This window comes from Bradyrhizobium sp. PMVTL-01 (assembly GCF_051861855.1).
Classification (GTDB): domain Bacteria; phylum Pseudomonadota; class Alphaproteobacteria; order Rhizobiales; family Xanthobacteraceae; genus Bradyrhizobium.
In genome coordinates this window covers 1714132-1728822 of record NZ_CP193982.1, presented here as the reverse complement: position 1 = coordinate 1728822, position 14691 = coordinate 1714132, and the positions used below count along the sequence as shown (strand labels likewise).

At 58.4% G+C, this 14691-nt stretch carries 12 protein-coding genes; 11 read left to right on the top strand and 1 reads right to left on the bottom strand.

From position 1 onward, the window contains the following. The first annotated feature begins 56 nt into the window (after positions 1 to 56). Both ACRQ5Q_RS08070 and ACRQ5Q_RS08065 read left to right on the top strand, forming a co-directional pair. The gene (locus ACRQ5Q_RS08070) at positions 57 to 923 is read left to right on the top strand and encodes a hypothetical protein (RefSeq protein WP_439396942.1); all 867 of its coding nucleotides are present in this window, start codon (positions 57 to 59) and stop codon (positions 921 to 923) included. A gap of 540 nt (positions 924 to 1463) precedes the next feature. Next, positions 1464 to 1667 carry a hypothetical protein gene (locus ACRQ5Q_RS08065; RefSeq protein ID WP_439396941.1) on the top strand — a complete coding sequence of 68 codons (204 nt, stop codon included), beginning with the start codon at positions 1464 to 1466 and terminating at the stop codon, positions 1665 to 1667. Positions 1668 to 2335: 668 nt separating this feature from the next. Here the strand turns inward: ACRQ5Q_RS08065 and ACRQ5Q_RS08060 are convergent. Further along, positions 2336 to 3790 (bottom strand): DUF1521 domain-containing protein, encoded by a 1455-nt coding sequence (locus ACRQ5Q_RS08060; protein ID WP_439396939.1) that lies wholly within the window; start codon positions 3788 to 3790, stop codon positions 2336 to 2338. A gap of 909 nt (positions 3791 to 4699) precedes the next feature. On the opposite strand from ACRQ5Q_RS08060, the gene ACRQ5Q_RS08055 reads away from it, so the two are divergent. From ACRQ5Q_RS08055 to ACRQ5Q_RS08015, 9 genes are all read left to right on the top strand, one after another. Further along, a complete protein-coding gene (locus ACRQ5Q_RS08055; RefSeq protein WP_439396937.1) occupies positions 4700 to 5008 on the top strand; it encodes a hypothetical protein in 309 nt (102 codons plus the stop codon). Between the two features lie 43 nt (positions 5009 to 5051). Next, entirely contained in the window at positions 5052 to 5243 is a 192-nt protein-coding gene (locus ACRQ5Q_RS08050; protein WP_439396935.1) for a hypothetical protein, read from the top strand. Positions 5244 to 5358: 115 nt separating this feature from the next. After that, on the top strand, positions 5359 to 6252 hold the full coding sequence (locus ACRQ5Q_RS08045; RefSeq protein ID WP_439396933.1) for a SctD/MshK family protein: 894 nt from the start codon (positions 5359 to 5361) through the stop codon (positions 6250 to 6252). Between the two features lie 33 nt (positions 6253 to 6285). Beyond that, positions 6286 to 6822 carry a hypothetical protein gene (locus ACRQ5Q_RS08040; RefSeq protein WP_439396932.1) on the top strand — a complete coding sequence of 179 codons (537 nt, stop codon included), beginning with the start codon at positions 6286 to 6288 and terminating at the stop codon, positions 6820 to 6822. 2 nt (positions 6823 to 6824) lie between these two features. Beyond that, positions 6825 to 7250: a tetratricopeptide repeat protein gene (locus tag ACRQ5Q_RS08035; protein ID WP_439396930.1), complete on the top strand. Its 426-nt coding sequence runs from the start codon at positions 6825 to 6827 to the stop codon at positions 7248 to 7250. Between the two features lie 9 nt (positions 7251 to 7259). Beyond that, complete coding sequence (gene sctV, locus ACRQ5Q_RS08030) at positions 7260 to 9335, top strand: type III secretion system export apparatus subunit SctV (protein WP_439396928.1); 2076 nt, start codon at positions 7260 to 7262, stop codon at positions 9333 to 9335. Positions 9336 to 9389: 54 nt separating this feature from the next. After that, a complete protein-coding gene (locus tag ACRQ5Q_RS08025; protein WP_439396926.1) occupies positions 9390 to 9980 on the top strand; it encodes a tetratricopeptide repeat protein in 591 nt (196 codons plus the stop codon). Positions 9981 to 11577: 1597 nt separating this feature from the next. Then, positions 11578 to 12951 carry a M16 family metallopeptidase gene (locus tag ACRQ5Q_RS08020; RefSeq protein WP_439399720.1) on the top strand — a complete coding sequence of 458 codons (1374 nt, stop codon included), beginning with the start codon at positions 11578 to 11580 and terminating at the stop codon, positions 12949 to 12951. A gap of 11 nt (positions 12952 to 12962) precedes the next feature. After that, positions 12963 to 14405 (top strand): M16 family metallopeptidase, encoded by a 1443-nt coding sequence (locus ACRQ5Q_RS08015; RefSeq protein ID WP_439396924.1) that lies wholly within the window; start codon positions 12963 to 12965, stop codon positions 14403 to 14405. The last annotated feature ends 286 nt before the right edge of the window (positions 14406 to 14691 follow it).

The following is a 14691-nucleotide window of genomic DNA, read 5'->3' as shown; positions in this document are numbered from 1 at the left end:
TTTCGAGCAAGCTGAGGCTTCGCGTAGGCTCGATGCGCGCGAGAAGGAGAAACAGGGTGGATTTCGATGCAGTCGCCCCGGCCAATACGAGCCCGGAGCCCGACACAGCACGGGCGGCTACAGATGCAACCGAGTTCGAGCGGCAGCTCCGCGGCACAGAGACCCCCGCTTTGGCGCAGGGCGTCGCCCATCCCGTGCGGCAGGGCGAGGCTTATTCACCCTATCTGGACGCGGGCCATCCCTACTCTCCATACTTTGAAACCGGACACCTCTATCCGCCTTACCCAGATTTAGCCCATCCCCATTCGGCAGGCTCGGGTTGGCAGGATAGTCTGTATGCCGCGCCTGCGGCCGTCGCCGCGCCAGAGCCGGATAACGGCTCGCGGCATCTCTCGCCGCAGATCATCGCTCAGGCGATCGAGGAACATCCCGGCTTCGATCAAGATCTGATATGGCAGGCTCTGGATGCCGGCCCATCGGAGGCTGAGCCACATCAGAGTGAGCCACAAGCGGGGACCTCGCATGCAGGTCCATCGCGTACCGCCCCTTTTCAGGGTGAGCCGGCGCACGCCGGCCTCTCCCATGCCCAGCCATTGCAGGCGGCACCGTCCCGAGCTGGGTCTTCCGCAGCTCCGCCCGAACTTTCCGCGTTCCGTATGTGGGACGGACATCTCGCCAAGGACTATTGGGTGTTTACGCCTCAAACAGCCACAGGCGCTCAGATCGACATGCTTGAGCGAAGCGGAGTGAAGCCAAGCCAGGACCGCCCGACAACAATCTTTACCATTCTCGGCGTGCCTCATACGGCAGAATGGAGAGAGGAGGACTTCATTCGTCTCGCACCCTCGCTAGATCCGACCCTTTGGCCTGAAGAGGGAGAGCAAGAGCAACCTGACGAGGCGGAAGATCCGCCGATCGGCTAACGGCTGTAGCCGAACAACGGCGGGGCGATTCCCGCGGGGCCGACACCGGCCTTTTCAATGGCAGGACACCTGGTAAGAGGCGACCTTGCCGGCGGCTATTCCGCGGCCAGGCTTCTCTTTTCAGGCCATTTCATAAGTGCCAGATCAGCTCGCGCGAGGGCAGCGGTCTAGTCAAAGCTCGCGCGGGCCAAAACGTGCACTTCCATGGCGCGCTTTTTTTGGCTCCTATCGTGAGACAAAGGCCACCTCTCTATCCCAAAGTAGCGGAACGCAGATGTCCATCCGATCCACTGGCTCTCAAACGTCGGGAGCCGGACCTATGTGCGCCAATGTTCGGCAGACACGCAGTGGCCGGATGATTCCAACCAGCAAGTCCTTTGCGCATCAAAACTCCACGAAACGGGACCACCTGAGAACACTGAGCGCAGGAATCACGGCATTAATCCAGCCTCACTCTTCGTCAGCTTCTTGCAAGCTGTCCCTGCTAGCACGACAAGAATAGGTCATCTCGCGGCACCACCGCCATCTGGGTTTTACGACATGGACACAGGCGCAGCCGATATTCCAGCCACGGCGCCAGAAGCTGGCGCAAACAACGATAACGCCGCGAACGGCGGCGACAATTCGCCCGCAGCATTGTTGCAGCGAGCCTTCGAAAAGGCTCTGGTTGCGGTCGCTACCCAGGTCATAAGCGATTCCCAGTCAGATATGGATGACGCTATGAGCGAGCTAGATGATGGGTGAAGGGCCAGATAATCAGACGCGCACAGGGAAGGATCTGCCGGAAGGCAAGCCGAACCGAGAACGGTCGGGCCGAAGCAGGCGGACTTGGCAATAGGAGCCGCTAGACGCGTCTTAGGTGGTCCTCCAGGCCAGCGGTGCGGCCGGTCCGCAAATCACTGGGAACTTTGGGAAGGCGCCGCAGCGCCTTGCTCACCCGAGCATACCCCATATTTTCGATGAGCGTTCATCAGGAGCGCTCTTTAGCCAGGCCAATAGAGATTCAAGCGAAACCGAGCACTTCCCCCTTGATGATCAATTGCGTCAGCCGGCTATCCTCGATTGGTTCTGCAGCCGCCCGCGAGATCGTGCGCCAGAGAGGTTCTCTAAGATTTTCCGTAACATCAGCATCGCTGCGCCCATATCTTCACAACTCCTGGACCGCTGACCCCAGCATCGAGACATGTTGGGGGTGCCCGATCCTGAGGTCATAGCGTGTTTGTCGGTACGATTGGCGCCCGAGCTCAGAAGGCCCGATCGCGCGATGAGAGCGGCGATCCTGATCGATACGCCGCCGCACTTAACATCTTCGTCTCCCTCGCGAACACGAAAAGCGGGCGCTGGCGCCCGCTTCAGTGACTTACCCGATAGGCTGGGATCGCTTGGCAGCATCAGCCGGGCTTACGCCCAATTCAAGCATCCGACGGTGTGCCTGGATTCTCATTGCTGTCGATGATCGCCTGGTTCACTTGGTGTCCAGACCGATCAACCCAGCCTGAGCCTGGTTGTTCATAGATCGTCTGGGCACCATCCGAAGTCAGCTGATCAAGCGTACGGCCGGCATTCGACTGTGTCACCTTGAGATTGTTCTTACCGTCGAAGCGGTCTCCAAGCCCTTCGACGACCATGGCATTGTCGCCGTTGGTGATGGTCAGCTTCGAGGCCATCGTTTTGCCATTGCCGATATCAACGGTGTCGACGGTAATCTTCGTGCCGTCGTCGAGCTGGAAAGTCATGTTCTTCTTGAAGTCAAAATCGATCTTGCCGTCACCGTCGGCATCGACGTGGGGATCGCCTTTAATCGACGTGATCTTGCCTGTTTGATTGTTACGAATGAGCACCGTTCCGTCATGTTCGTCGACCAGCATCGAATATTTTTCACCAAGCTTGATCTCAGCCCTGCCGTCCCTGACCTCATGCGACCACACTGGCGCCGACTGAGACGACTGCGTGGGCACCTGGGCGGCCGCAACAGGCACCATCGCAAGAGGCGGAGGAGGAGGAGGAACGAAGAAGACGGGGACCGTAGAGGCAGGCGCCGCGCTCGCATACTGGTAGTTGCCCGGCCCGCGCCCCTGTTCGCCTGCATCGATACTCGCCTGATTCACGGCGCGTCCGGCGCCATCGACCCATCCCTGGCCACTCTCATGAATCGTTTGAGCACCATCGGACGTCAACTCGTCAAGGGTCATCCCAGCATTGGACTGCGTCACCCTCAGATTGTTTTTGCCATCCTTGTCGTCGCCGAGGCCCTCGACAACCATCGCGTTGTGACCGTTGGTAATGGTAAGCTTTGAAGAGATGGCCTCACCATTACCGTAGTCCACATTATTGACAGTAATTTTCGTGCCGTCGTCGAGCTGAAACGTCATATCTTTCTTGAAATCGAAGTCATCCTTCCCGTCTCCGTCGGCATCAACGTGGGGGTCGCCATGAATTACCGTGACATGACCGGTCTGGTTGTTGCGAACCGTCCAGGTTCCGTCCTTCTCATCGGCCGTAATCGTATACTTGTCCCCAAGATTGATTGTGGCCTTGCCATCCTTGACCTCATGCGTCCACACCGGATCCACAGCAGGCTCGGAATTCTGATTCAGCTGGCTCATCAGCATGGTGGGAGGAGGAGGCGCCATCATGTACGCTTGGGTCGTAACGACGGCTGGCGTTACGGCGACCGGCACGACACTCCCAACGACAGAACTGACGAGGGCTGGTGAGGCTACCGGCAGGTACTGGTAGCTCGCCGGAGCATACTGCCCCAACAAGGCGTTGAAAGCGGGAGTGACAACCGCGCCTTCTGGCAACACTCCGTTCATCGAGTCGGGCGCGCCCACCACTGGGAGACCGGCCACGGGAAGATACTGCATTTAGTTCACTCCTGTTGCATAGACGAAATCTGTAGAACTGTGAGCGTTACGCGCATAGTCAACTAAGGCGCGCCGCTTCAGATCTCCATGAGAACGGATCATTTAGAACGACCACTTCTCTTGCCAGAACCGTCCGGCAGCCCTAGTGAGATCCTTGCTCTCGCCCCATCACAGTAACCGCACGAGCACATCACGCGCATTTAACTCGCAGAGACGGTAGCCCGAATACCTGTCGAAAAGCTGACGACGATCAGCGAGCGAAGCCGCACTCACTTTGACATTGATCAGATGTCCGAAACGCATCCTTCGGTGAACTGTATGGCAAGCTTCAATGCTCCTCTCAACAAGACTCGTCTGACCAGAGGTGCCCCTGTTTCTTCATGGCAAGTTACGCGACGTCTGCCGGACACCACCCAATCATCCCACCCTCGCCGCACACCCAGCGCACCCGCCGGTCGCGCATAATCATCTGCGAGGACCGGTCGATAAGCTTGAACATGCGCTGCCACCGGTTTTCAGCATTAAGAATTCGCGAAACGCGAGCCTTTCGCAAGCTGCCCATGTTAGCCACAACGCGACAAGCGAGAGCTGAGGTCCGACGGCTCGGTGACCTTATCCCGCTTCCGCGCTCTACCCTGCAGGCCCGGCGCTTGCGCAGCCTCCACGAGGTAAACTCATTCCTGAACGCGTACTAAGCACCGCTCAACGCGCCTTGAGCCAAGTCGGCTATAGGCGCTCCCGGGAGAAACGATGATTGCGAGCAGGTGCAGTCCAGCCGCAAAAGTGCAGTCCACTCGCCTCAACATGAGGCTCGTCAGCTTTTCGAAAGCTAGCGTCCCTAGCATAAGGCCGCTGAATCTAGGCGAGCAGTTGCCTATTGAGCGCAAAAGACGAGCATAGGAGAATGCGATGATCGGAGAAATGATCGGAAGCGCTGCCGGCGGATACCTTGGCGGGCCGGCCGGAGCGGCCATTGGTTCGGCGCTGGGCGGGACCGTGGACAAGGTCTTTGACACGGTGGTCCACGCCTTGGTGCCCGACAAGGCTGGCCATGATAAGGCCGCAGACCACAAAGACGCCGGCGAAAAGAGCGAGGTACAACCCAAGCCCGACACTGCCTGCAAGAGCCCGGAACTGAACCTTGGGCTCAGCACGCTCGGCGGCACGCCCATGTTTCTTTCCATTCCCGCGATCGTTTCGCCGGCCCGCTTCTCGTAAAAAATCAGAACCAGGTCAGATCCCAAAAGAAAGGTAAATAGACATGGCAGTTGACAATGTTGGCGGAAATGGCGGCGCTGCTGGTCTTCAGCAGACCGGAGATACCGGCTTCCAGAACCAGATGGCTGAATTCGAGCGTGTGAGCCAGAAAGTTCAGGCCCAGGCCGTGGCAATGCGCAGAATTACGACCGAACTCTCGTCCGAGAAGAAGGTCGCCGACGAGCGCGTCCAGTAATTCTGCAAGACGGGTGGCTCACCGAGTTGCTACCGTCGCCGCGCCGTGAATGACGAACTCTGGATGAGCCGTACGGCACCGCCGTACGGCTTCTCTCGTTATTCAGGAGATTATCGTGAACGACTCTATTTCGCTCGAGTTCGAGGTGCTTTCGGGACTCTATACCGGGCTCAAAGGAAAGGCGGCGGGCGGCGACAGCATTGTGGGCAGCGGCCTCGATGCTGACCTAATCTTCGTTGAACAAGGGCTTGAACCGCATCACCTTCGCATCACCCCGCAGCGTGATTGGATCGAGGTCGAGGCCCTCGCTGCCAATATTAGCATAGACGGTCACGCGAGCATCACTTCAGGTGAGCGCGTCAGAGTGCCTCTTCCCGCGGTCGTGCATGCCGGCGCGATCTCCATCCGCTGGTCGACAGAGGATGTCCAGCCAGTTGCTTCGAGCAAGCGCTCTCGCAGCTCGATCGTGACCCTCAGCATGATCTTGCTGAGCTGTATCGCGATCGGCACCTTCTCAAGTATGTTCGCCCCCGGCGATAGGGCGATGGCGACAAGGACTGAGTCATCGCGCACGGCCGAGATTGCCGCTAAGCCACCCGTGGATCATTTTGATGCGAGAACTGCCGATGAAATGGCCGTATCGCTGCGGCAAGAGATCGAACGAGCGGGCCTTCTTGACGTCAAGATCGGGGGCGGTCCCGGCGTCGTGACTGCGGAAGGCACAATTGCGCCGAACCTCGTCGCCAAATGGAAAGAAATCCAGCAATGGTTCGATCGTCAAACCAATGGCACCCCGACGCTTGTGAATGCTGTCATCGTGAAAGAGGAGAAGATGCCGTCTTCGATTGCCGTCCAAGCCGTCTGGCGTGGAAGCGAACCTTATCTGCTTATTGCCGGGCAGAAGTATTTTGTCGGCGCGCTCTTAAGTAATGGATGGACCGTTGATCGAATTGAGGATGGACGAGTTCTGCTCAGCCGCAACGGAAGATCTGCCGCTTTGCCCTACTAAGGTCTCTACCCTGCAAGAAAGAAGGAGAAGGCGATGGCTAGGCTGCCCCAGCAGTCCGTAGGGCTCGGCACCTCATCGCAGGGATTAGATGCGGGCCAGCACGCAGCGGCCATCGGCTCGCCTCCCTCGCAAGGTGACAAACTCGAAGTCGGAGGCGCCCGTTCGGATAGCGGCACGAAGCGCGCGTCGTGGCGAGATGCGATTTCGCATGATCTGCCAATTGACGGTACGAACGAAGCGGCGCTCGAGGTCCATTCAGTGCGCGCCGTCTCGCGCGTCACTTTATTCGAAGGCGAGGCAGAAGCGAATGAGACAGATCAACGTGCGGCATTAGCTTCGCTTTATGGTCCCAATCTGTCTCGCGGACTACTCTCGTTCGTCGTTCCACGCCTCCGTCATCCGGACGTACTGCGCGCCGACAAGCATGGTCCTCTTCTGGAACGCTTGACGCGAACGTTGGAGGCGTCGCCGGAAGACAAGACGGCGCGAGAGTGTTTGGCAATCCTGCAGCAAGAACGTCAGCGGTTACTAATGCTCCGGCAAAATCAAAACAGCTTAATCAAAGGATAGCCATGGACGATCCTGATGGACAGCATCTCGACGCTCCCTTGGTTCCAGAAGTCTCCAAATCCGGCGATGTTCCGTCGATCTCCGGACCGGAGCGCGACCTTCTTTGCGCACTCTCATATGTCCATCTTGCGTGCGGGCAGAGCGCACAGAGTCTGGCTCTGCTGCGAATTGCAGCTCGCGAGCATTCCAACGACGTCGGTTTACTGCGCATTCTAGCCTACACGCTAATCTCCGAGGGCCTTGGCAACGAAGCACTCCATGTTCTGGACCGGCTGGACGCACTTGATATCCAACCCTCTTCCCGCATACCGATGACGCTGTTGCGCAGTCACGCCCTGCGGCACGCAGGCCGCATGCCCGAGGCTCGCGAGGTCTTCCAGCGCTATGTGTCACTGCGCGCGAGCACCGGGCTCGTCAAAACGCAATAGGGATCTATCATGGCCAACGTTCTGCGTGACTTCTTCGTGCGCGCTCCGGCCCAGCCGGATTTCATGGTTGCATTGATGCTGCTTCTGGCGATCGGCATGATGATCATGCCGATTCCAATCGTCGTGATCGACATGCTAATCGGCTTCAATCTTGGCTTTGCCATATTGCTGCTGATGGTTGCTCTCTATCTCAGCACACCGCTTGATTTTTCGTCGTTGCCGGGCGTCATTCTGATCTCCACCGTATTTCGGCTCGCGCTAACGATTGCAACAACGCGGCTGATCCTTGCCGAGGGCGACGCCGGCAGCATCATTCACACCTTCGGCGACTTCGTCATTTCGGGGAATATTGCGGTCGGTATCGTCATATTCTTGATCGTGACCATGGTCCAATTCATGGTTCTCGCCAAGGGGGCCGAACGCGTCGCAGAGGTGTCTGCGCGCTTCACGCTTGACGCGCTACCAGGCAAGCAGATGGCGATCGATGCGGAACTGCGCAACAGCCACATCGATCAACACGAAGCACGTCGCCGGCGCGCCGCGTTGGAGCAAGAGAGTCAACTTCATGGCGCGATGGATGGTGCCATGAAGTTCGTTAAGGGAGACGCGATCGCCGGGCTGATCGTGATCTGCATCAATATGCTGGGCGGAATCAGCATCGGTCTGCTCTCCAAAGGTATGTCGCTCGACGAAGCGTTGCATCACTATACACTTTTGACGATCGGTGATGCGCTCATTTCGCAGATTCCGGCGTTGCTGCTGTCAATTACCGCCGCGAGCATTGTCACGCGCGTCAACGGACCCTCCAAGCTCAAACTCGGCGCCGATATCGTTCACCAACTTACCGCGAGTACGCAGGCACTTAGGCTAGCCGCCTGCGTCTTGGTATTCATGGGGCTCGTTCCCGGCTTTCCTTTGCCGCCGTTTGTCGCGCTGGCCGTCCTGTTCGCTGCGGCAAGCTACGTCAAGGTCACCCCCAAAGGCGACAAGCCTACTGCCAAAATGGGAGCTGGCGCCGCTGCTTCGGCGCCGACCCCTGCAGCGGCTCAGAAGCAGACCGCACATGCGGAAGCACTTCCGATCGCGTTGTTCCTTGCACCTAACCTGACGGATTCGCTCGACAAAGACGAGCTGGAAGAGAGCATTTTGCGTGTTTCTAGGCTCGTATCGGCGGACCTTGGCATCACTATTCCGCGCATCCCGGCCCAGATTGGCCAGAGCTTGTCCTCGTCGCAATTCCGGGTGGATGTCGATAGTGTGCCAGTTGAACGCGATGTGATCAATCCTGGCCACCTGGCGCTCAATGACGATTTGGCGAACATCGAATTGAGCGGCATCCCCTTTCAGCAAGACCCTGAAACGAATCGGGTCTGGATCGAAGAACGGCATGCAGCGGCCCTCAAGGCCGCCGGAATCGGATATCATCAGCTGAGCGAAGTTCTTGCCTTACGTCTGCATTCCACATTGACGCGCTATGCACAGCGCCTGGTGGGTATCCAGGAAACCCGCCAATTGCTCGCCCGGATGGAGCAGGAATATCCTGATCTGGTGAAGGAGGTGCTGCGTACAGCCACCGTCCCTCGGATCGCCGAGGTCCTACGCCGCTTGCTCGATGAGGGCATTCCAATCCGCAATACCCGCTTGCTCCTCGAGGCATTGGCAGAATGGAGCGAGCGCGAACAAAACGCCGTCCTTCTCACCGAATATGTTCGTGCTACCTTAAAGCGGCAAATCTGCTTTCGGTATGCCAACGCCCATCGCGTCGTCGTCGCCTTTATCATTGAGCGGGAGAGCGAGGAAATCATCCGCGGAGCAGTACGGGAAACGGCCGTCGGACCATACCTCGTCCTGGACGAATGGCAGAGCGAAAAGCTGCTTGCACAATTTCGTCAGATCCATGCGACCATCGCGCAAAGTAAGAGTCAGCCTGTCGTCCTCGGTTCGATGGATATCCGGCGTTTTGTGCGCGGTTTTCTCACGCGCAACGGGATCGACCTGCCTGTTCTGTCCTATCAAGATCTCGCCGCGGACTTCACGGTCCAACCGATTGGATCCGTCAAGCTTCCCAAGGCGCCTTCGTCATGAGGGCTCCTAACAACTGCAAGCTAAGAGTGCGCGGCACTTTCTCGTGAGTAGCCTATGAAATCTGATGAAACCAGGTGCCGCCGATATTTGTGCTTCACCAGTCCGACGCCGCGGCCGGCTTTGCTTGCGGTGCTCGCTATTGTGCTGCTCGCTGGCTGCGCTAGCCCAGGTAATCATGGCCTATCCCCGCAGCAGACGTCCACATCAGGCCTCGCAGACACCAAAGAGATCGACCCAGCCGCGCGCGAGCGCATTTCGCACGCGCTCGGCCGAGATCCTGACGAAGCGGCTCTGCGCGATGCATTAACGCAACAGCCAAATAACATCGATGCGGCTATCCCTCTTGCGCGAGCGCTGCTGGCACGCAACTGTCCGAATGATGCCCTCGAGGTGCTCGATGGCGTGTTATTGGCAGCCCCTGGCGACCTGCGCGCATTGAATGCCAAAGCAGTTGTTCTCGACCACGAGGGCCGGCACCAGGAGGCCCAGGACCTGTACCGCCAAGCTCTCGCGGTGGAACCTGCAAACCCGATGCTGCGCAACAATTTCGGATTGTCCCTCGCCCTTGAAGGCAAGGCGGAGGCCGGCGACAGCGACCCAGCGCCGAAGGCGGACGGCCGGAAAGCATTGGTTCGTTCAAGATAAGTGGCGATCAAGAAAGAGGCGGAAAAGCAAATTTCGATGCTTAGCTGTCAGCTTGCCGACAGTAGGCTTACTATGAGCGGGGACTCTCAATCGGCACGGCCCTCGTCGGCACGAACAGGAAGTGTTATGTTTAAGCACACTTACAATCCATCAAATGGGGAACGTGTTTCCGGGTCCGATGAATGAGAACGAGCGCGACCGATGACTCCTATACGGATAGTCAAAGGTTTTCGGATGTATTCTCCATCTGAATTCTGAGCCATCGAGCTCATGTTCTGATGCATCTTCGCGAGCAGTTCCGACATACGCGCTGTTTGGCGAGCGGGCGGTGGTTGAGATCTCGAGATCTTCATTTGAGGACAAGCTGGCGGGATTTTATGGAGGAGAGATAGAGGATATAGCTGCTAAGCCGCAGCGATACTCTCGTTGGATTTCCAAAAGGCTCAACGCTCAGCGGACATGGCGTTTCGCTTCGGCACGAAGTCTATTTCGGAGAAAGCACGTTTTTTCAGCTATCAGCTCGGGAATAAGAGCGTCGGGCTACTGAGAACGGAACCCGGAGATTGCATGAGTGAGCTATTTAAGAGCAACCATGATTGGCGCGAACAATTCCTGGGCGAGATGAAATCTAACTCAACAATAGCTGTCCGGGTTACTCATCCGTTTATCGATAACGCGGGCTTGCATTAGCCGAAATCCCGCGGTGTAGCGGCACCGCGAGGCTATAGCGCGGTGCCGGCGGCACCTTCAACATGACAGACAGTCCGGTCATGTGAGAATCTACTCCCCAGCCGCGCAAGAAATTGGTCGAAAACCGTTTTCGTCCGTTGGCCGTCGGGAGCGGACGGCATGAAGAGCCTTGCCGGCATGACGGCGGCCGACATGAACGTCTTCAGAGGAACACGTCCACATCAAACCCGCCCGACAGTGCTCTAATCTGGGCGCTTTTGGCGTCCCGTGGGTTCAGCTCGTTGATCAGATAACAGAGAGAAAAATTAGCTAAGGTGACGGAGCTAGGCTTCGGCTTGGGACGCTTGATCGCATCATTTGGGGCGATTGTTGAAACATCTGAAGGAGGACTCCTCGCTACTGGTTATGATCGCACTTCATGAGATGGCACTTGGCGCGCCTATGCAGCAGAAAGCCATTTCTAAGATACGAACTCTCCATGCACTCTTCGGCTATTGGCGAGGGGCCGGGTCTACGGAGCTGCTCGCTCACTCCCGCTTCGCGACCATGAGACGTATTGTCAAGCCAATCATCGTGTAGAGCGATATGTGTGACGGCAAGCCTGCCGGGCGTTGTGCCGGCGTCATATCGTGACCCGCTGTGCGCAAGGTCGTGTTCACGACACGTCGACGGTTTACATTTGGCCAAAACATTACGCGGCGGTTCTGTTTTGTGTCCCGCTGCGTGCGCGAGGCGCCAAGCCGCGATTGGTCCGGTTCTTGCTCTACTGTTTCCCATGACGAGGCGACCCTCCCTGTCGGATTTTCTCACCACAGCAACCAGTATGGAACGGAAAGGCGATGCCATGAAGAACCGGATTTCGGTCATCGCCAACGTGGCAGGCAGCGCCGACAAAGCCTCGGGCTCGATGATGCGCCGCGCCCCGGCGGTCAAGAGCACAACGGATGATAGCGCCGGCTTTTGCCTCTCTGGCGAGGCTAACGTTTCTGCCGGGACGGTAAGATCAGATCGACCAGCAAGCTTTACGCTTCAGAACGGCCTGCAGGTGGTCGTGATCCCGGATCATCGCACACCCGTCGTGACTCAGATGATCTGGTATAAGGTGGGTTCCGCGGATGAACCGCCCGGCAAATCGGGGCTTGCGCATTTCCTCGAACACCTGATGTTCAAGGGCACGTCCAACCATCCGGCCGATGAATTCTCCAAGGCCGTACTGCGCGCCGGCGGCTATCACAACGCCTTTACCGGATTCGACTTCACGAGCTACTTCCAGCACGTGCCTCGCGAGCACCTCGGCGCGATGATGGAATTTGAAGCCGACCGCATGACCGGTCTCATTCTGAAGGACGAGAACGTACTGTCCGAGCGCGACGTCGTGCTTGAGGAATTCAATATGAGTGTCGCCAACCATCCCGGCAACCGGCTTGCTGAGCAGATGATGGCTGTGCTTTACCTCAACCACCCCTACGGCCACCCTATTATCGGGTGGCGCCAGGAAATCGAAAAGCTTACACGAGAGGACGCGCTTACGTTCTACAAGCGCTTCTATGCACCGAACAACGCGATCCTGATCGTCGCGGGCGACGTAGCCCCCAAGGAAGTGCGCTTGATGGTGAAGGAGACGTTTGGCGCCATCCCCGCTCAACCATCGATTGCCCCGGAGCGCCTGCGGCCGCAGGAGCCGACGCCGGCCGCGCTGCGCAGGGTGACGTTGGCCGATTCGCGCGTCGAGCAGCCAGCCCTGCACCGCTATTATCTCGTACCGTCGGCTCGCACCGCGGTGGCGGGGGAGAGTCCAGCGCTGGAGGTGCTCGAGCAGTTGATGGGCGGCGGCGTCAACTCATATCTCTATCGCTTGCTAGTGGTCGAAAAGCAGCTCGCGGTCACTGCCAGAGCGCGCTACCACGCTGCCGCGCTCGATCCCTCGCTATTCGAGATTTCCGCCATACCAAAACCTGGCATCAACCTCGGCCTGATCGAGCGCGCCATCGACGAGGTAATCGCCAACATTGCCCGCACTCCCGCGAGCATTGAAGATCTCCAGTGCGCGAAGACGCGGCTGATCGCGCAGGTCACATACGCTCTGGATAGTCAGGAAATGTTGGCGCACCGGTATGGCCGCGGCCTGACGACGGGACTATGCATCGAGGATATTCAACGCTGGCCGGACCACATCCGCGCGGTCAGTGCACAGCAGGTGCACGACGTCGGGCAGAAATGGCTAGACAAGAAACGAGCGGTGACCGGCTATCTCATCAAAGAGTCCACTCCACAACACTAGGAGAAGCTCTAGTGATCCATCCTTGCACACGACGTGGGATCCTCCTCGGGGGAGCCTCGCTCTCCATCACGACGCTCGCTTCCCCAAATTCGGTTGCCGCCCCGTGGTCACTTGATCGGACTAGGATCAAGCGCCTGATTTCGCCTTCCGGTATTGAAGCCTGGTTCGTGCAGGATTCCACTGTCCCAGTGATCTCGATGGAATATGCCTTCACCGGCGGCGCGACTCAGGACCCCGCTCAAAGACCTGGCGTAGGCCGCATGGTTTCTGGCCTGCTCAAGGAAGGTTCCGGCGAATTTGACTTCAAGACCTTTCATCAGCGGCTGGACCGTCGTGCTATTGAGATGCATTTTCACGCGACCCATGATCACGTCCGCGGTGCCTTGCGCACGATGAAGGACAACGCGGACGAGGCCTTCGCGCTTTTACGGATGGCGCTAACCTCGCCACGTTTCGACGCATCCGACGTCGAACGGATCCGTGCTATTGTGCTCGCGCGCCTTCGGCACGAGTCGACCGATCCTTCGTCTCTGGGTCATCGCAAGTTTCTCGAAGTCGCGTTTGGGGATCATCCTTATGCTCGCCCAGCCGAAGGCTCGCTGGAAAGCGTGCCGAAGATCGAGGTCGCGGATCTGAAGGGTTATGTCCGACGCGTGATCGCAAAAGACACGCTCAAAATCGCAGTGGTCGGCGACGTCGATGCAGGGGTCGTCTGCAAGTTGCTCGACAACACCTTTGGCAGCCTGCCCAGCAGCGCGGAAGCGATGCCGGTTGCCGAAGTCACCGCAGCAAAGCCGCCGCAGCGGGTCTTCATTCGGCTCGATGTGCCGCAGACAATTGTGACTTTTGGCGGTCCAGCCGTCCGTCGCAGCGACCCGGATTTCATGCCCGCCTATATCGTCAACCACATCCTCGGCGGCGGCGGACTGACGTCCCGCCTTTTCCGCGAGGTCCGCGAGAAGCGCGGCCTCGCCTATTCCGTCGGTGAGCGCCTTGTCTGGTTGGATCATTCAGCCATGTTTCTCGGCAACAGCGGCACCAGCGCCGATCGCGCCGGCGAAACGGTCAAAGAAATCGAGAAGCAGGTCCGTCACATCGCTGAGGAAGGACCGACTCAGCAAGAACTCGATGACGCAAAGTCCTACCTGAAGGGCTCGCAAATGGTGGCTCTCAATACATCATCAAAGCTCGCGCGAACGCTACTGCAGCATCAGCTTGACAAGCTGCCCATCGACTATTTCGAAAAGCAGAATGCCGTGATCGATGGGGTGACGCTGGAGGACGCCAAGAGAGCGGCGCAGCGGCTGTGGGGCCAAGGTCTGCTCACAATTATCGTCGGCCGCTCCCCAACGGACGCAGCGCGGCCGATTACCGTGCCATTGGGGCCCACACCCCCGCCAGGCGTCGATCAGCTAGACGCCGCCCCGACGACGCCGCCCAATTTAGCTGTCTAACAGCCCAGACGCTTAGCAAGCGCCTTGCTCTTGCGCGCAGAGTGCGTCTGGCCACTGGCCTTCGCTCGTGGAGATATTCGTTGGTTACGCAGTTTCCCTGCCCTCGCTCGGGGCCGGTTTTGTGCAAACGCGTTTAAGCAAGGCGGCAATCCGAGCCAAAATCTTTGGGTTAGCCAAATAAGACGGTGCCAACCTGCCAGAGATCCCGGATCGGAGCTCTTCGCAGCGCCAGGGGGATCGCTACTTTCGGCCCGCCTTCGGCGGCAGCTTCGAGCTCGCCCCCTCC